General features: G+C 68.1%; 17 protein-coding genes and 1 pseudogene. 13 read left to right on the top strand and 5 right to left on the bottom strand.

Translation table 11 applies throughout. The features are described 5' to 3' along the window. The coding region (locus ACH4RC_RS41730) for a transposase (protein ID WP_398210207.1) at positions 1–194 on the bottom strand (194 nt) is incomplete at its 3' end. Positions 195–882: 688 nt separating this feature from the next. Between ACH4RC_RS41730 and ACH4RC_RS41725 the strand changes: the two genes are divergently transcribed. Then, a complete protein-coding gene (locus tag ACH4RC_RS41725; protein ID WP_398210204.1) occupies positions 883–2,925 on the top strand; it encodes a hypothetical protein in 2,043 nt (680 codons plus the stop codon). A gap of 83 nt (positions 2,926–3,008) precedes the next feature. Beyond that, positions 3,009–3,626 carry a DUF6461 domain-containing protein gene (locus tag ACH4RC_RS41720; RefSeq protein WP_398210202.1) on the top strand — a complete coding sequence of 206 codons (618 nt, stop codon included), beginning with the start codon at positions 3,009–3,011 and terminating at the stop codon, positions 3,624–3,626. Positions 3,627–3,630: 4 nt separating this feature from the next. Here ACH4RC_RS41720 and ACH4RC_RS41715 read toward each other — a convergent pair whose 3' ends face one another. Further along, complete coding sequence (locus tag ACH4RC_RS41715; RefSeq protein ID WP_398210200.1) at positions 3,631–3,810, bottom strand: hypothetical protein; 180 nt, start codon at positions 3,808–3,810, stop codon at positions 3,631–3,633. Between the two features lie 67 nt (positions 3,811–3,877). On the opposite strand from ACH4RC_RS41715, the gene ACH4RC_RS41710 reads away from it, so the two are divergent. The 5 genes from ACH4RC_RS41710 to ACH4RC_RS41690 all read left to right on the top strand — a co-directional run bounded on the left by ACH4RC_RS41710 (position 3,878) and on the right by ACH4RC_RS41690 (position 7,225). Further along, a complete protein-coding gene (locus ACH4RC_RS41710) occupies positions 3,878–4,234 on the top strand; it encodes a hypothetical protein (protein WP_398210197.1) in 357 nt (118 codons plus the stop codon). A gap of 22 nt (positions 4,235–4,256) precedes the next feature. Beyond that, on the top strand, positions 4,257–4,754 hold the full coding sequence (locus ACH4RC_RS41705; RefSeq protein WP_398210194.1) for a hypothetical protein: 498 nt from the start codon (positions 4,257–4,259) through the stop codon (positions 4,752–4,754). Next, on the top strand, positions 4,742–4,996 hold the full coding sequence (locus ACH4RC_RS41700; RefSeq protein ID WP_398210191.1) for a hypothetical protein: 255 nt from the start codon (positions 4,742–4,744) through the stop codon (positions 4,994–4,996). The genes ACH4RC_RS41705 and ACH4RC_RS41700 overlap by 13 nt, the downstream gene beginning before the upstream one ends. 101 nt (positions 4,997–5,097) lie before the next feature. Continuing rightward, complete coding sequence (locus ACH4RC_RS41695) at positions 5,098–5,643, top strand: hypothetical protein (RefSeq protein ID WP_398210188.1); 546 nt, start codon at positions 5,098–5,100, stop codon at positions 5,641–5,643. A 61-nt stretch (positions 5,644–5,704) separates the two neighbouring features. Further along, positions 5,705–7,225 carry an ISKra4 family transposase gene (locus ACH4RC_RS41690; protein ID WP_398210186.1) on the top strand — a complete coding sequence of 507 codons (1,521 nt, stop codon included), beginning with the start codon at positions 5,705–5,707 and terminating at the stop codon, positions 7,223–7,225. A gap of 1,074 nt (positions 7,226–8,299) precedes the next feature. On the opposite strand, the gene ACH4RC_RS41685 is transcribed toward ACH4RC_RS41690, so the two are convergent. Beyond that, positions 8,300–8,911, bottom strand: coding sequence for a TetR/AcrR family transcriptional regulator (locus ACH4RC_RS41685; protein WP_398210184.1), 612 nt, complete (start codon positions 8,909–8,911; stop codon positions 8,300–8,302). Between the two features lie 58 nt (positions 8,912–8,969). Here ACH4RC_RS41685 and ACH4RC_RS41680 point away from each other — a divergent pair, with 58 nt between their 5' ends. The 5 genes from ACH4RC_RS41680 (at position 8,970) to ACH4RC_RS41660 (ending at position 13,184) form a co-directional block, all read left to right on the top strand. Further along, positions 8,970–9,446 carry an ester cyclase gene (locus ACH4RC_RS41680; protein WP_398210182.1) on the top strand — a complete coding sequence of 159 codons (477 nt, stop codon included), beginning with the start codon at positions 8,970–8,972 and terminating at the stop codon, positions 9,444–9,446. Further along, complete coding sequence (locus tag ACH4RC_RS41675) at positions 9,443–9,943, top strand: DUF3237 domain-containing protein (RefSeq protein WP_398210180.1); 501 nt, start codon at positions 9,443–9,445, stop codon at positions 9,941–9,943. Before ACH4RC_RS41680 ends, ACH4RC_RS41675 begins: the two co-directional genes overlap by 4 nt. A gap of 339 nt (positions 9,944–10,282) precedes the next feature. After that, positions 10,283–10,723, top strand: coding sequence for a hypothetical protein (locus tag ACH4RC_RS41670; protein ID WP_398210178.1), 441 nt, complete (start codon positions 10,283–10,285; stop codon positions 10,721–10,723). Positions 10,724–11,205: 482 nt separating this feature from the next. Then, positions 11,206–11,733, top strand: a complete 528-nt coding sequence (locus ACH4RC_RS41665) for a hypothetical protein (RefSeq protein WP_398210176.1) — start codon at positions 11,206–11,208, stop codon at positions 11,731–11,733. Between the two features lie 800 nt (positions 11,734–12,533). Continuing rightward, positions 12,534–13,184, top strand: coding sequence for a DUF6082 family protein (locus tag ACH4RC_RS41660; protein ID WP_398210173.1), 651 nt, complete (start codon positions 12,534–12,536; stop codon positions 13,182–13,184). A gap of 104 nt (positions 13,185–13,288) precedes the next feature. On the opposite strand, the pseudogene ACH4RC_RS41655 reads toward ACH4RC_RS41660, so the two are convergent. Beyond that, a pseudogene (locus ACH4RC_RS41655) lies at positions 13,289–13,396 on the bottom strand (AAA family ATPase); the annotation flags it as partial. A gap of 257 nt (positions 13,397–13,653) precedes the next feature. On the opposite strand from ACH4RC_RS41655, the gene ACH4RC_RS41650 reads away from it, so the two are divergent. Then, a complete protein-coding gene (locus ACH4RC_RS41650; protein ID WP_398210172.1) occupies positions 13,654–13,803 on the top strand; it encodes a hypothetical protein in 150 nt (49 codons plus the stop codon). 370 nt (positions 13,804–14,173) lie between these two features. Here the strand turns inward: ACH4RC_RS41650 and ACH4RC_RS41645 are convergent, their stop codons facing one another. After that, entirely contained in the window at positions 14,174–17,566 is a 3,393-nt protein-coding gene (locus ACH4RC_RS41645; RefSeq protein ID WP_398210169.1) for an NACHT and WD repeat domain-containing protein, read from the bottom strand. Positions 17,567–17,833: the final 267 nt, after the last annotated feature.

The raw sequence follows: 17,833 nt of genomic DNA, 5'->3' as shown, positions 1-17,833 counted from the left end.
TCGGCAGTCGTGAGCTCTCCCGGAGCGCCCTCGACCCGGTCGGCCTCCGCCTGGCGGTACCAGCCGCGCAGAGACTCCGAGCTGATGCCGAGCTCCCGGGCGACGGCGGTGACCGTCTTGCCCGTGGAGTCGACGAGCGCGATCGCGTCCCTCTTGAACTCCGCGGTGTACCGCTTCGTGTACTTGCTTCCCACCTGGTGCTACTTCCTCTGGAACCTCAGGTCCCAGTCTCCAGGTGTCCATGAGCAAGGGGAAGGTCCAGTGGCCACGAGCAGCGCACCTCCGGTCAACCGGTCCAACGCCGCAAGCACGGGACTCTCCGTCCCGCTCAGCAACCGCCCAGCAACCGCTTAGGACATACCGCTGGACCTGGACATCGCCACCCCCGGCTCTGCGATGGAACGGTCAACCGGGCCATCATGTTGCAACGGGGCGTACCTTCTGTGGAGTTGTCAGTAGATGAGCATCGCTCCGAGTCCCGGCGCGCGGAGCTCGAACCCTGGCTGGGGAGCCCGTGCGGCACGCGGCAGTGGTGCAAGCCGGGTCGTCGGCGGCGGGCGCGCTGTCTCGAGGTCCCCGGACAGGGCACTTCGCTCGTGCCAAGCGGTTTGCGCTCTGTGACGCGGTGGGGCTGTCGAGCGGGCACCTCCGGTTTGGGAGAACCGGTCCGCTTGCCCACAGAAACTTCACAGGTTCAGCACCGGATCCTCTACAACCGTGATCGGCCTCACACCCGATAAGTGTGCAACGAAACGATCTCCCCGATTCGTAACCTTGTTCGGTTCTGTTGGGTCGCGTAGACAGTCGGACGGCGCGACTGACCGACCAACGACGCCGTCTGCCAACGGACTTGCTCTGTGGCGGGCGGCAGGAGAGGACCGCATGCGCGTGTTACGTCTGCGCACGAGAAGACCCCTCGGGCTCTACCGCCGCTTCGCCGGAGCGCTGGCTGCCGGCATTCTGCTGCTGGGGCCGGGGGTGGCTGTAGCGGCCGACACGGGCCCCACGCCCCGCCCGAGCCAGGAACTGCCCCCCTCCGCGACACCGGCGGCCGGGCCCGCATCGCTCGCCCGGGCCGGCAACCGGCCGGTGTCGGGCAAGAACCTCTCCGCGGGCCCGCAGTTCACACAGGACGCGAGCAAGGTGTGGCAGGACGACCGGACCATGGCCGTGCTGAAGAACACCGTCACCGACCCGGACGGCGACAAGGCCAACCTGACCTTCAAGATCCATGACGTCAACGCCGACGGCACGGTGGGCGCGCAGGTCGAGATCCCGGGCGAGGACTACGGCGTGCTGGTCTCGCCCATGGTCGCCTCCGGCAAGACCGCGCAGGTCACCGTGCCACAGAAGGTGCTGAAGCCCGGCAAGACCTACGCCTTCCAGACCTCCGGCTATGACGCCACCGGGCTGTATGAGACCGAATGGTCGGCGTACGCCAAATTCAAGATCCGCAGCCGCATCGTCGACATCAAGCTGCCCGCCCCGAACAAGGACGCCGCGAACCCCGAGCACGACACCACCTGGCAGCAGGTCCCCGGCTGGCAGTCCTACGAGCAGCAGACCAGCCGGACGCAGACAGCCGAGGCGGGAGCCGGCGAGCGGCACTGCCAGCCCGCGGGCGCCGACAGCCACGCGCGGCTGTGCATCGGCTCCCGGCCGGCCACCGAGGCCGACTGGGCCAGGGTCGCTCAGGCCCGCTCCGCAGCCCGCATGAGCCGGGCCGCAGGCCCGCTGAACGCCAACTGCGAGAGTGGCGGCAAGTATCTGTCGATCTTCACCCGTGATGCGGCCTGCATGTACCACATCTGGAGTGTCGAGGTCACCGACCAGACGGAGCAGGACTCCGCCGGCTACCAGGAGTTCTTCACCGCCTACCACATGAAGACCTCCACCACCGGTGACGAGATGCAGCTGTGGTCGAGGATCACGCCGCTCCCGGTGGCCGAGGGCAAGCAGCCGTTCCCGGCGATCCCCGGAGCGATCAAGCTGACCCTCATCCCCCAGTGCTCCACCGGCTGTTCGCAGAAGCCTTACTACTCCTGGAGCGGCAGCCTGGTGTGGAACGGCAGCGGGGACATCGACTCCCACGAGGAGACCGGTTCGACCACCGTGAAGTGGGATGGCAAGGTCTCCGGCGCGGAGAAGTGGGACTCGGAGCGGTCCACAAGAATTGCCTTCGCCCCGTACGCGACGTTCGCCACGAACGTCCCGGAGTCCATGCCGACGGACAAAAGCCAGGGCCTGATCGGCAGCGAGGTATGGGTGCGCTGCGATACCGTCTACTCAGCCGCCGGCTGCGTCTTCCCCGACTACCTGCCCGGCTACGCGTTCAACACCGCCAAGACACCGGCGGCCGCCGCGAACGCCTGGCTGATCAACACCAAGCTCCGCAAGGGCGAGCCGCTGCAGTTCCTGGCGGACCGCTACACCAATGGAGTGCACGGCGAGCGCAACAAGTGGACCCGGGACCCGGACGCCAACCGCAAGGTGATCTGCCCCGACGGCTGGGCGGCCACCTACGGTCACCCGGACACGACCAAGCTCCCCGAGATCGCCGCCAACGACACGGCGAGCTGTGATGAATTCCCCTTCGCCTCCACCTACCAAAGCGGCGGCATGCCCGAACGCATGGACGGCACCAACCAGGTCCTCACGGGAGACGAGTGCGTCCAGACGTACGCCACCAAGTACTCCGACGGCGTCTGGCGCTTCTGGGACGACGAGCGCACCTCCGGCCCGGACTGGAGCGAGGTGTGCGGCCGCTCGGCGATGTCCAATTGGGTGAACACCACCGCGGGAAGCCGTATCTCCAGCTTCGCCAGCAAGTTCCGCCTGCTCGAAAAGGACAAGTACTGGGTGAAGGTCACGGGATTCGAGAAGTGCGACGCGACCCAGGCCACCATCAAGTGCGACATCCGCTGACACGGCACTGACATGACGGGGCTGCGGCCGCAGGCCCTGACACCTGCGGCCACAGCCCCCATCACGGAAGACAGAGAAACGAGTTGACTACCGACGGCATCGCGTGGCTGGCCGAGACGGCACCCACCTGGTACGGCTACTGCATCCATCTGGCACGCGGACTCACCGCCGACGAACTCGTCGACCGCCTCGCACGCGGCTCCGCTCCCAGGCCGCTGGGCGCCTACACCTCCGAGGCCGTCGAGGCGCACCTCAACGCCCAGACGCGGGAGATGGCGGCCGTCCGCTACGGCACCCACAACGGCCTCGCCTTCACCGTCGCCCACGGCTACTGGCCCGGTGAACTGGGCCCCGGCTACAGCAACGACCTCTCCCGCAGCAGCGGTGAGGAGGTCTTCGAGCTCTACTACGAGACCCAGAACCCCAAGGCGCCCCCACCCCAGTTCGCCCTCTTCCGCGACGGCGCCTACGCCTGCGGCTTCCACCTGTACATGCACACGTGGTCGCACGAGGTCACCGGACCGGACGCCGCCCTCCTCCAGACTGACATCGCCGCAGCCGGAATCCCTGATCAGACCGATCGCAAAACGGCCCACCGCACATCCCTCACGGTGATCGAGAACCGCTTCGCCCTCGCCCTGCCCAGGAAGCAGATCATGCACGACGCGCTGCCCGCGGCCCTGGTCTACGGGCACCAGTAGGGCTTCAGGGGAGACCCAGTGCTTCGGCGGCCGCCTGCAAGAAGTGCTGCCGGTGGAGAGCCGCGTCGATGGCCCCGTCCCAGGACCCCTTGTAGTACAACTCCTCTGCCATACCGACCAGCCGCTGCTGGTTTTGGCCGTCGTCGGTCTCGCGGTACTCGGCGAGCACCGCGTCCCACCGCATCTGCGCCCCCTTTGGTGACCCGCATCGCGGTGAGCTCGGCCAAAGCCTGCTCGGCAGCCGCGATGACGTGTTCGGGGCCGACCACCCGGATACCGAAGGCGGCCGTGCCCAGACGTCCGCCCAGCTCCTGCACCTGCCGGAAAATGTCGTAGGCCGGCGGCCGCTCGAAGTGAAACCTCCCCCCGCCCGCCCCAAGCACCTGGCGGTGCGCCCCCCTGACGGCCGAACCGCCCTCACCCAGCCCCTGCCCTCGGCGCTCGCCGCGCAGGTCGCTGTACACCTGCCTGCCGCCGATGGCCCGACGCTGCGTGCGCACACCGCGTCGGGCGACAGCTACGCCGCCGTGGAGCAGGGCCTGGTCGTCGTTGAGGTGCTTTCGGGCACCACGCGGCATCCGGTCGTGACCGTGACGCGCCTGAAGTGAGCGGGCACGGCATGCTAGCGGCATGAGTGAATCGTGGGGGACGGTCGCCGCCGCCGTCGCAGCCGGTCTGCTGGGCATCGGCGGTGTGCTGCTGGGTCTGATCGTGGGCCGACGCCAGGTCAGTGACCAGGCGCAGGTCGAACATGGTCAGTGGCTGCGTGGCCAGCGCGTAGAGGCCTACCTGGAGCTCCTGCGGGCGTGGGACACGGCACTGAGCGCGATCGGGGACCTGCAAGAGGACTGGGACCAGGAGCGCGATGCGACCATCGAGAACGTCGGGGCGGGCGGGCTGGCCGAACGGATGCGGGAATTGGTGGTGGAGCGGGTCAATGCGCCGCTGACTGACGCGCAGGGCGCCGCGGAGCGGGTCCTCTTGGTGGCGCCGCCGCCTGTGGCAGAGCAGAGCCCAAAGGCGATGGGTGTGGCTCGCTTGCGGGGAAGCCGACCTTGGTGCTGGGCGGCGGATAATGCTTGGACTTTGATCCGAGGTGAGCGCAGGATCTCGTCGTGGATTCTTTGAACGACACCAGTTGGGTGAGGACAAGGGCAGATCTCGTGTCCTACGTCAGAAGGCTCAGCCAGGAAGCTGAGACCGCTTCCGGCGGCTGGGAGAACCAATCGCTGGACCGCTACCTTGAAGCGCTCAGCGCCTGGACCCATGACATGGACGGCTACTTTCGCAACCGGGGAGAGCCCGTCCCGGACCGCCCCGACTGGAGCTTGATCGCCAGCATGCTGCGGGCGGCCTGCTTCTACGAATGAAGACACAGCCTTCGATCTCCATATCGAGTGCAGTCGTCTGCGGGAAGCGCTGAACTGCACATTCACGACGGGGGCTGTCGTCGAGCGGTCGTCCTTCTACCGTGGCGGTGGAGGAGGCGGTGGCGATGGTGTCGCTGGTCGAGGAGTTGAGGGCGCGGGAGGCTGCGGCGCGGGCACGGGTGGAAGCCCTTGAGTCGCAGCTCGCAGAGTTGACGGGGCAGTTGGAGGCCGAGCGCGAGGTGTGGTCGCGGTTGCGGGTCACGTGCGAGACGGTGGCCCAGGTGACGGCGGAGATCTCCGCCCGGAACGCCTCCGACAGCACGGAGGCGGCGGAGTCGGTGAGCGTCGCGCCCGTGCGGAAGGTGGGGGCGATTATGGTGCCGCATTGGCGAGAGGGACTGCCGATGGGCGTGCTACCGGACGTGTACCGGGACATCGTCGAGGTGGTGGCGGACGCGTCGGGCCCCATGCAGGCCAAACAGATCGTGCCGAGGATCGGCCTGCCGACGGCCTCGGCGAAGATCGAGGGGACACGGGGAAAGCTGAAACGGCTGGTGGAGCGGGGCTGGCTGACCGAGGACCAGCCCGGTCGGTTCTCCCTGGCTCACCGGCCGGCCGGGGAAAACAGCGAACTCCCGGAACGATGAAGGCTCTTCTTCCTACCGTCGGAGGTACCACCCAAACCGAACAGCAGGAAGAAGAGCCACGATGGAACGCTACGACGCCATCGCTGCCATCGCCGAGTTCGCTGCCGCTGTCAGGGCCTTCGACCGTCTCAAGAGCGACCTGGCCGGCCCGCGGACGGCAGTGCTGGCCCACCACGAGCTGGAAGCACTGATCGAGACACAGGGCCGCGAGGTACTGCGGCTGCTGTTCCAAGGCCATCTCGACCTGCGCGCCCGCCTTGAGCGCGAACGAATGGACCGTCCGCCGACCGCCGCGGACGGGCTGGTGCGGCCGTATCGGGAGACAGGTCACCACCGCGCACTGGCCTGTGTGTTCGGCACGGTCACCGTCGAGCGATGCGCCTGGCGGCAGAAGGGACTGTCCGCCGTCCGCCCCGCCGACGCGGAGCTGTCGCTGCCCGCCGGCCGGCACTCCTACGGCCTGCACCGACTCGTGGTCCGCGAGGCCATCCGCGGCTCCTACGACCAGGCGAAGGCGGCGATCGAGGACCGCTGCGGAAAAGTGCTGGGCAAGCGGCAGGCCGAACGCCTGGCCGCCGAGGCCGCCCGGGACATCGACGCCTTCTACCGCCAACGGATTCCGTTGCCGGCGACCGCCGACACCCTGCTCGTCCTGCAGGTCGACGGCAAGGGCATCGTCATGCGGCCGGAGGCCCTGTGGCCCGCCACCTTCAAAGCTCACCTCACCGCCCGGCGGACGATGCGGACCCGGCTCGCCCCCGGCGAGAAACCGCACCGCAAACGGATGGCCACCCTGGCCTGCGTCTTCGACGCCGATCCGGCACCCCGCCGACCGCACGACGTCATCGCCCCGCCCGACGGCCGCAGCCGCACACGCCCGCCCCGGCCGGGGCCGGTGGCGGTGGCGAAATGGCTGCCCGGATCGGTCGCCCATCCGCCCGAGCACACCATCGCCGCCGCCTTCGAGCAGGCCGAAGCCCGCGATCCCGGCCACCACCGCACCTGGGTCGTCCCCGTCGACGGCGCCCGCCACCAGCTCGACCTCATCCACGCCGAAGCCGCCCGGCGCCGGGTGAGCGGGCAGGTCCTGCTCGACATCGTGCACGTCAGCGAGTACCTGTGGACCGCGGCGCACGCCTTCCACCGGCCCGGCACTGTCGAGGCCGAGACCTGGGTCGCCGCCCACCTCACCGCCATCCTGCACGGCCAGGCCGCCCGCGCCGCCACCGAAATCACCGCCCAGGCCGAACAGTGCCGCCTGCGCGGCGCCAAGCGGGAGGCTGTCGATGCCTGCACCGGCTACCTCACCGGCCACCTCGAACAACTCGGCTACGACACCGCCCTGGCCGCCGGCTGGCCGATCGCCACCGGCGCCATCGAAGGGGCATGCCGCCACCTGATCGGCGACCGCCTCGACATCACCGGCGCCCGCTGGGGCCTGACCGGCGCCGAAGCCATCCTCAAACTTCGGGCCCTGCACGACAACGACAACCTCGACCAGTACTGGACATCCCACCTCGCGCAGGAGCACGAACGCCTCTACCCCAACTCCGACCAGCACAACTACCGGCTCACGGCCTGACCCATGAACTTCCCAGAGCTGGAGCTACACCCAAGTCGTTCTGGGCCTACCGGGCCGCCCAGGCGTAGGCGGTTTGGGGATGCAACGGCGGGCGACTGCCCAGCGGATGAACGCCGATAGGCCGCAGACCTAGGGGAGTTGCTGGTCAAGCAGAGGTCGAGTACTTCCTGGTTGAGGTCGGCGAGCTTGATCGAGTTGTCGTCGAGTCAGGTCATGAACTTGATCGAGGTCCGGGCCTGCGGCACCTTCCGGGATGTGCCCCGAACCAGGCCTTGGACCGGGTGTTGCTGGCTCGCACCGCAGGGTTGACCCGGGTGCGGCGGAGCAGCCACGAACCGTGGTAGCGATGGAGTTCTCTGTACCGGACGCCTGCTTTTGGATGCCTCGTGGGCTGGAAGAAGCACAGCCGAACGCCCCCGCTTGCGGAGGAATCATGAGTCTGTCTCCGGAGCCCGACCGTCTTGCATCCATGGACGCGGCAACACGCACAGCGGCGCTGGAGAAACGGGTGGCTTAGCTGCAGGCGATGGTCGCGCATGCCGATGTCGACCAGGCCAAGGGCTTATCTGCCTGGCGGGGCGGATTACGCCGCTGCAGGCGTGGGACGTCTTGGCGGAGACCACCATGCGGACCAACCCAAGTTCCAGGACGTCGCCTGCACATCATCACGTGGGCGCACAGCGCCGAGTCGTTGCACCGCTGCGCCACAAGCTGCGGCGACAGTGCCCTTCGCGGCACGTCCCGCATGCGCCGGCGAAGGCGCCCCGCGCGCGAACTAAGGGGAAGCGAGTCTCTGGCAGGGTCCGGGGAAACCGGCTATGAACTCACTGCCGAACCCGCCCACCGACTCTCCTCCGAAGGCCCGTTGAAACCCTGTCGAGGCCGACCGGATCAGAGACGAGAGAGGCTGTGTGCTGCGCTTCATGCGGCCGCTGCTCCCCGAGCCGACCGAGAACTTGACGCCAGGCCAGCCACGCCCAATTCTGAGCATTCGAGGTCAACGGGCAGGGCCTGAGGTCACGGCCCGTCCGCCCCTGGCAGGCAACACGGACTCCCCTCTTCCGCGTTCAGTCGTCAGTTGTGCAGAAGGCCCTCAGTCACCGCGCGCGCCCGCTCTACCACCGCCTCGTCCCCGCACCGTAGCGCCGTGTTCACGGCGAGAAGGACCGCATCGAGCTGGAACGCGGCCAGTTCGGCGTCCGCCGTGCCGGCATGATGCAGTTCGTCGGCCAGGAGCGTGCTCCACCTGCGCCGCCCGGCGAAGAGTGCGTCGTGGACGGGGCCGGGGCGGCTGTCGAAGGAGGTCAAGTTCGCTGCCCAGAAGCAGCCGCCCGCAAAGAGGGGTTCGGCCGCGTAGACGATCCATGCCTCGACCAGTGCGCGCAGACGCGGAGCGCCGTGTGGTGCCGCGTGGGAAGGACGGACGACGGCCTCGACAAAGGCGTCATCCGCGCACTTGACCGTCTCGAGCTGCAGTTTCTCCTTCGTGCCGAACAGGGTCTGGACGCCGCTCTTGCTGATGCCGAGGTCGGTGGCGAGTGCGCCGAAGCTGAGTCCGTCCAGACCGTCGAGCGAGGCGACGTCAACGGCTCGCCGCAGGATCGTCCGCCGTGAACGCGCCCCGCGCAGCAGTCGCCGGTCCGCCGTCTGTCCTGCCCTCTCGTTTTCGGTGCTTGCGCTGCTCATGCCGCCATTCTGGCAGACCCCCTTGCTGATTACATACGTACGGCCGTACGTTTTGTTTATGACTCCCGAGAACGCCTCACGGGCGCTGCAACTGGCGCATGCCCTTGCGGCCGCCAAGAACCGGCAGGACGTCCCCGCCGCGCTGCTGCACCTCCATCCCGACATCACCCTGGAGGCGCCGGCCTTCGGCACCGTCGCCCATGGTCTCGAAGCCAACGAGAAGACGCTGAATGGCTTCTTCGCCTCGTTTCCCGACTATGAGGTCGCGCTGGAGGGCCACGCGGTCGGCGACGACGCGCTGGTGTGCTGGGGAACAGTACGGATGACCATGACCGGCGAGCGGTTCGGGGTCCGGCCGAACGGGAGGCGCGCCGTGCTGCCGGTGTTCATCCGGTTCACCTTCCGCGACGGCCTGATCGCGAGCGAGCGGTTCTGCTTCGACCTGGCCGAGCTCTGCGCCCAGTCCGGCGTCTCGACGGACGCGGTCCGAGCCACGTTGTTCACCGAAGAACCGAAGGGAAGTGACCCGGCGTGACCAGCGCACTCGATCCCCGCACGAAGAACGTCGCCGAACCCCGCACCACCCACCTCTTCGACATGATCGTCGACCTGGACCCGCGCCTGGACATCGGCCCGGGCCCACTCGGCCGCCGGATGTTCTTCGGCTCGGCGGGCGGCACGTTCGCGGGGCCGCGTCTGCGCGGTGACGTGCTGGCCGTGGGCGGCGACTGGGGCCTGTTCCGGCCGGACGGCACCCTCGCGCTCGACGTCCGCCTCCCCTTGCGCACCCACGACGGGGACCTGCTGCACATGACGTACGGCGGCCGGTGGGTCACCCCGCCCGAGGCGCGGGCCGAGATGGCGGACCCCGAGCGGCGCCATCTCGTCGACCCCGCGCGCTACTACTTCCGCACCAACCCCCTCTTCGAGACCGGCTCCGAGCGCTACGCCTGGCTCAACGACGTGGTGTGCGTGGCCACGGGCTACCTGGTGGAGGGCGGAATCGCCTACCGAGTCTCGCAGCTCCTGTGAGCCCGCCAGCATCAAGGCGTAATAGCCAGCCGGCCGCCCCTACTCCTACGCGGGGGCACGCCCGCCGACAACTCTATGTTCAGTGCGCATTGTTGATCACGAACGGGGTGGAACATGGTGGGAACGAAGCGTTCGATACGGCGTCGCGCGCGCGCCGCAGCGGTAGCAGGGGTGGCGTGCGCCGTGCTGGCGGCATGCGGCGGCAGCGGTGGTCAACCATCTGGAGGCAGCGGCGGGCACAAGAGCTCCTCGGGTGACCAGACGAACAAGCAGGCAGATCCCGACACAGTTCTTAGCCAGAAGAGCCAGGTCGAAACTGCCCTTCCGGACCCCGGGGCCATGGGCGGACTGCAGGGCATCAGCGCCTCCGTCACCACAGCGGACGGCCATCTCGACTGCCCCAGCCCGCAAGAGTGCAAAGGCAAGTGGTTTGGCCGCGTCAAGTACGCCCTGGGCGCAGACGACACGTACTACGTCAACTTCCACCTTACGACCTACACCACCCGGCAAGACGCCAGGCAAGGCCTGAAGCGCGAAGCCGGCCAGCACCCCACACCGTCAAAGCCCACCATCGGCAACGAAAGCCTGACCTACACCAAGGCGGGAGGCGGTCTTCAGGGCAAGTACCTCACCATGCGAGTCGGCACAGTAGTAGCCACGACCTTCGTGGAGGGCGGTGAAGCCGAACCCATGCTCACCCAGGGAGCGACCATGTTCGCCCAACGCATCGCTCAGATCGAAGCCGGACACAAAGCCACCGCGACTCTGCCCCAGTCCTGACGAGTGTTTGCCAGGGTGTTGAGGTGGCAACAGCTCTGCCGGACAGCCGTGTGAATTGGCGGGGGCAGGGGAGGGGTACCGAAGGTGGCAGACGAGCACGACATCCTGCTTCAGTTCTGGCAGGACCAGCGGGACCAGGTCCGGCAACTGGGAACGCAGCGCGCCACACTCACGAACACGATTCTGGTCGTAGCGTCAGTCGCCGTCGGACTCGTCCTCATCAAGGCATCAGTGGTAAGCAGCAGTAAGCGCCGCACGATACGGCGCGGCAGTTGGCGATAAACGCCTCCCGAAGTCGAGTCGGGCTCTGGTCCATGTGCTGTGGCCGCCTGTGGCGTGTGGGCTGCAGAAGGTGTCTGCGCGGGGGCGTCGAGGACCTGGAAATCGGGTGATCGGTGACCGGCGGCTGCGTGCTGGGCTAGGTTTGCGCCTTCGGGCCGGCCCGGGGGTGGGCGGGTGGAACAGATGCGAGGAGAATGGCCGTGGCTGTCCCGTGGGAGATGGTGATCTCGACCGTGGGCGGTGTTTCCGCCACAGTCGTGGGTGTCTTCGCAGGTGGCCTCGTTGGGCGGCGGGGTCAGAACGAGCAGTGGGTACGGGACAACCGGACAGCCACCTATGCGGCGTTCTTGCGGGAGTTCGTCGCAGTAGAGATCGAGCTGCGTACGGCGTTCCTCGCGGACCGGCCTCACCGGCTCGAATGGGCACCGTGGAATGCGGCCCTGACTGCGCTTAGCCTGGTCGCCACGCGCGAGGTCGCGGCAGCGGCGGCAGAGCTGACCGGCGCGATAGGCCGGTTCGCCCAGCTGGTCGCCCGCTCGCCGAAGACCCGCGAGGAACTGCGGGAGGTCCAGGAAGCCCTCGCTGCGGGGCAGTTGCAGTTCGTGAACGCGGCGCGCGCTTCGCTGGATGCCTCCCAACTTCCCCTGGACTGGCAGCTCGGAGGGCCACCGGCCTGGACCGCGACCGAACCGTACGCCCCCCGGCCCTCCACCGAGGAGCCCGCCTAGCCTGCGACGAGGAGCGAAGCGGTCCTGCCGGAGCCGACGGTCATGAGCCGGGACCACACGAAAGGGACCAGAGCCTGTCCGCGGACGCCGTTTCGATAGGACTTCGGGAGTCGCTGCGTTCGGATCTTCGGATCTTCTTGATCGAAGTCGTCGTGATGGCGGAGTGCATGACGGCGATGTAGACGGATCGATCGTGTGTCACGTAGCCGATGAGGGGCCCGTGCGCGGGCATGGGGCGCCCGCTGGTGCGGTAGCCAGCGGCGGTACTGGTTGCTTCCTTGGAAAGTCGTCTTCAGGTGCTGGAGCGCGCCTTGCGCTGACTGCTCCAGCGCTGCTGTGCCTTCAACGTGCGGCACGGCTAAAGGGCAGCGCACAAGGCCGGAACAATCTCCAGCTCCTGCCCGCAGACGCCGGTCGAGACAGTGGAAAACGGCGCACAAGTGGGCAGTTGACCATGCCTTTGGTGGCCAAATCCGAGCGAGAACACCGATGTGTAACATTCTTCAAGGATTGTCCCGTAAATGATCTTAAGCTGGTGCGGCTGTGGTCCGTCCGGCAGTGAGTTGTCCGTCTGTCCGGTGCGGATGAGGTTGCGCAGGCGGGCGATGTCGCACGGCAGCTGGAAGTAGGCTGCCTCAGGCTCGACCTGGTCACGGGGACCAGCGCGCCGGGGGGTGATTGACCTGATAGCTAGTCATGGGTCTGCGGCTGCAATATCGGTGGTACGCCGAGCAGGCAGAGTTCTGGGGCTCGTTGGCGCCGTTGCGGTTGCGCTGACGGTGGTGCTGTTGTCGCCTTTCGTGCTGGAGGCACTGTCCGGCTCCAAGGGCGTGGACTGGAACAGGCTCAGTCAGATCGGCGCGGCGTACGGCTTCACGTCGGCGATCGTCTCGGCGCTGGCGTTGGCCGGTGTCGCTGTTTCCCTGGTTGTGCAGAACCGGCAGGCGAGGGCGGAGCAGGTTCAGGGGATTCGCAGCTACTACCTGGAGCTCGTCCGCCTGGAACTCGACGACATGCCGCTCTTCCAGCCCGTGTGGGGCGACACTGACATCGTCGATCCGCATGAGCAGAAGCGGCATGTCTACGCTGACCTCATGATGAACTACGCGTGGATGGGCTTCGAGATCGGGACCATTCGCGAAGGTCTGCTGCGGGACATGCTGGCCGGGATGTTCGCAGGAGAGGCTGGCCGACATTACTGGAGCAGGGCTCACGCCTCGTGGATCGCCAGTTCGTCCGGAAGCCGTGTCGGTCGCCGCTTCCTGGCCATTGTGGGCGAGGAACATGATCGCGCTATCACTGCCGGACCGCCGACCCGCTCGACGGTTGCCCCCCGTCCACCTGCCGCGCCTGTTGCGGGGGCGTCGCGTGCATGGCGGGCATCGGCTGGCGCCCTGATCGGTCTGGGCGCCGGTCTGGTGCTCGGATCGCTCTTGCGCGGCCGACGCTAGGGACTGTCAACCTGCCCAGCCCCGGAGATCATTTGGTAACTGACGGCGTGGTCCTTCTTCGGTGCCGCGACGGTGGCACCGGCCGAGGAAAGGGCCAGGAGAAGTCAGCCGGTAGTGGCGTCCTGCCCGGCCGGGGCCCGGGCTCTGGTGCTGGCGAGGCGGTAGGAGTCGGTGCCGGTCTCGATGATGTTCCCGCCGAAGGTGAGGCAGTCGATGCACGATGAGGCACTCAAGCGGCTCAGCCACCTTGCGCGCCAGAGGGCATTCGGAAGGCATGTCGGATCCGACCGACTCGTTCAGGCCGGACTGAACGCCCTGATCGCCGACGTTGAGAGCCCTTCACTCGCCGTGCTGACGGGGCTCCTTCGCAGCGAGGAGCCCGACGCACCTGAGCACTTCGATCAGGTGCTGGAGGAGCTGGGGCTGGCCTTGCACCCACCAGCCGCCCCCCCCGGCCGCGAAGTGGGCGATGGCCCACCGGGTCGCCGGCCAGATTGCGGCCGGCTCCCTCGACCCGGTCACCGGAACACACCTCATCTGGACAGACATCGCCGACCACCTTGGATATCCGGAAGATCTGGAACCTCTCGTCCACTGCGCGCCCAACCTGGACGGCTGAGGGAGAGAGCTGGGGCGTCGCCCGTGAAGAACGTCCGAGAAGCAGTCGACGCTGCCCACCAGTTCCTGAGCAAACGATTCGGGCACAACGACCAACACTGACCCGCCGGTCACGCCGAGCCGAGCATCACTTCAAAGGATCCACAACCAACTGGGATCGGCCAGGCGCAGCAGTTGTGGCTGAGTGCTGTGCGGCGAGAGGTTGGAACGTAGCGCCATCATGTGCTGGACCACATGGGGGGTGCTGAAGGACAGTGCGCCCAGCAGGGTCGGCCCTTGGGGCCAAGCCGGTCAGCCGAGGGCGCTGACAGAACCTGCGGAATGCTTTCTGGGCCTGATTCTTCACTCCGAAGCGCGGCAATCGGCTGGTGTCACTCTCTGTCCGGTAGCAGGAAGCCTCGTCGCTCGTCGGCGCCGAGTTCGCGCGAGACGCGCTTACGGGCCCGGCGGAGCAAGCCGTCGATGTCGTGGTCGGCCAGTGTCCATATGCGTACGGTCTGGTCGCGTGAGGCGGTCGCCAGCCGGGAGCCGTCGGGGTGCCAGGCGAGTCCGTTGGCCCAGTCGGCGTGATGGCCGAGGACAGCGATGTGTGTCGCGGTGTCCGGGTTCCAGAGTCGTACGGTGCGGTCGCGGGAGACTGAGGCGATATGTGTTCCTGCGGGTGACCAGGCCACGTCCTGGACCCGGTCCTGATGGCCGGTCATGACGGCGAGCTCGGTGCCGCTGTGCGCGTCCCACAGGCGGATGGTCCGGTCGCGGGAGCCGGTGACGAGGCGGCGGCCGTCGGGTGACCAGTGGATCTTCCAGACGTAGTCCAGGTGTCCCCGTAAGGTGGCGGCAGCGGTGCCGCTGAGGGCGTCCCAGATGATGGCGGTGCGATCCGTGCTGGACGTGGCGAGGCGGTGACTGTCCGGTGACCAGGACACCCCGGCGACCCAGTCGTCGTGGCCGCGCAGTACGTGGAGGACCGCACCGGTGGTCGCGTCCCAGATGCGGGCCGTGCCGTCGCGGGAGGCGGTGGCTATGCGGGTCCCGTCGGGGGACCACGAGACGTTGGAGAGTGCCTCCGCATGCCCGGTCAACGTCATGTCGTCGTCCCTGCCGTCCGCCGCCCATACGACGGCTGTCCCGTCGCCCAGCGCAGTGACCAGACGGGTGCCGTCGGGGGACCAGGCCACGTCGGACACGTCGCCTCCGTGCCGGCCGCTCGTGGTGCGGCCAGTGGCGATCGCCCGGATGCGTACGGTGCCGTCGCGGGCGGCGGAGGCGAGGCGCGCCCCGTCGGGTGACCAGGCCACGCGCAGGACGGAGTCGTCGTGGGCGCCGAAGGAGTTCGAGCGCTCGGTGACGTCCCATACAGCCGCGGTACGGTCACGGGAGGCCGTTGCCAGCCGTTGGCCGTCGGGTGACCAGGAGATGCCGTAGATGGTATCGGTGTGGCCGGTGAGCTGGAGTTCGCTTCCGGGGCCGTCGAGGCTCCAGACACAGGCCGTGCGGTCCGCGTCGCCGCCGGCGAGGCGCGTGCCGTCCGGCGACCAGGCCAGGGAGTTGATGACGTCCGGAACCTGCAGTATCCGTTCCGTGAGCCAGCCTTCGGTGGTCCACAGTCGCACGGTCCGGTCACCGGAGGCCGAGGCCAGGCGACGGCCGTCCGGGGACCACCGGACGGACTCGATGTTGCCCTGATGGTCGGTGAGCTGGTGGATGACGGCTGCGGTGTGCACCTCCCAGATCCGTACGGTGGCATCTTCGCCGCCGCTGGCCACGTGTGTCCCGTCGGGCGACCATGTCACGCTCCACGGCATGCGCTCGTGCCCGCGCAGCACCGCGGTCCCGGTGTACGAGTCGGTGTTCCAGATGCGTACCGCGCAGTCGCTGCCGGCCGACGCGAGGCGACTGCCGTCCGGTGACCAGGCCACCGCGCCGACGCCCTCCTCCCGGTCGCCGACCGCCGCCGCATGGTGCAGGACGGCGAGTTCGGCCCACGTGCCGGTGGACCAGATACGGACGGTGGTGTCGCGGCACCCGGCTGCCAGCCTGCGGCCGTCGGGGGACCAGGCCACCGCCTGCATCCAGGCGCCCTCGCCCGCTAGCACGACCGGCTGGTCCTCGCGGTCGGGGCACCACACGCGAACGGACCCGTCGTCGCTGGAGACGGCCAGTTGCCGGCCGTCCGGCGACCAGGTCGCCCCGGACGCGCCGCGCGCAAAGCCACGCAGCACCGCTCGTAGCCGTGAGACGCCCAGGGCCGTGTGCAGCGCCTGCACCGCGCCTGGTGTCGCCGCGCACTCCTCGACGGCCGCGAGCGCAGCAAGCAGCGCGGGTTCCGGCGCCCGGTCGACGCTTTCCAGGACCCGGGCTGCCACTGCGTCCGCCACGCGTTCCATCGTCGCCCGGTCCTTGCGGATCGACCGCTCCACGAACACGGTGATCAGCGGATCCCTGCCGTCCTCCGCCTGCCATGTGCGGGCCGCATCCAGCCGCCCGCCGGCCAGCAGATAGGAGTCCGGCCGGCCCGCCTGCTCCCAGTCGTGTGCCCAGCGCTCCAGCTCGGTGCGGCGGCGCAGCTTCTCCGCATGGGTGGCGACCGCTTGGCGCAGGGGAGCCCATTGGCGGAACAGCGCCTCATGGGCGACGTCCAAGGTGCCGCCGTCGCTGGTGAGCAGGCGTCCGGCCACGAAGGCGTCGGTGACCTCCTGTTCCTGCTCGGTGAGGTCGGCTCGGCGGACCCGGCGGCGGGTGGCCTCGCTGCGATCCACGGTGACGAACTGCAACAGAGTGGCCGTCACGGGTGCGTCCGCGAGTTCGGCGGCGATACGGTCGGCCTGTGCGGACAGAGTTCCGGCGACACCACCGAGCGCGCGGTACATCTCCTCGCTCACCGTTCTGCCCGTCCCTCCGGCCCGGAGATACAGTTCCTGGAGGGTGTACGCGAGCAGCGGAAGCGCGTCGCCGCCTCCGCAGTCATCGACCATGCGGGCCACCACGCCCGGAGCAAAGGACAACCCGGCCTCTTCCGCGGGTCTTTCGATGACCTCGCGCACTTCGCCCCGGCCGAGCGCGCCGATCACGGCCGGTGCGCGAACCAACTCGGCGAAACCGGACTCCAGGAACTCAGTGAGGAAGTCCGAGCGCAAGGTGGCCACGAACCACAGCCGCGGGTCGCGGCGCAGGCCATCTCGAACAGCGGCGAGAAATGCCGCCCGTTCCTCAGGGCCGGCCAGAGTGAAAAGCTCCTCCAACTGATCGACGACGACCAGCGCCGGACGGCCAGCGGTTAGCCGGTCAAGTCGCCCCTCCAGAGCGCCGATCGGGTCCGCGCCCGGTGCGAATGGGGCCGCGACCACCCAGGGCGCACGCCTGCGCGCCAGCGCGGGCAACAATCCGGCCCGCACCAGCGAAGACTTACCGCTGCCCGAAGGCCCCACCACCGTCACGAACCGGTGTGCCCGGCCCGGCACAGCCGGATGCAGCCGTCCCACCAGGTCGGCAACCTCCCGTTCCCGACCGAAGAACACAGCCGCATCGTCCTCCGTGAAGGGCTCCAGCCCCGGAAAGGGCGACTGAGCCGAGTCCCACACTCGGCGTACCGGCACGGGCCGGTCGAGCCAGTGCAACAGCACCTGTCCACCCACAAGCAGCACCAACGCGACGCCGACCAGTGGCACGGACCATTCACGCAACAATCGCAGAGCAAGCGGTACATGATCTGATTCGCCGGTCGCATAGTTGGTTGCGATCCCCAACAGGGCGCCGACCAGCATGAGCGAAACGTCGACTACGAGTTTGAGCGGCCGCCGATCCATAGATCAACAATCTAAGGGCTGTTTCGCATACGGTCTTCGAGTTGTGATGAACAGCGGTGACGGCGGCGGCTACTGGTCTGCCCGATTGTGACTGAGCGCGATAGTTGGCCCTTGAGCACGCTAATTGGCCTCAGTGGACGTTAAGTCCCTTTTTCTAGGGTTCGATGTCGCTCGTGTGTGTGATTGCCGGTCCGTCCGGGTGGTGCTGTCCTGTCGGCATGGAGC

The organism is Streptomyces sp. NPDC016845 (assembly GCF_044332585.1).
Classification (GTDB): Bacteria; Actinomycetota; Actinomycetes; order Streptomycetales; family Streptomycetaceae; genus Streptomyces.
The sequence above is the reverse complement of the archived record's forward strand: the minus strand, read 5'-3'. Positions and strand labels throughout refer to the sequence as shown.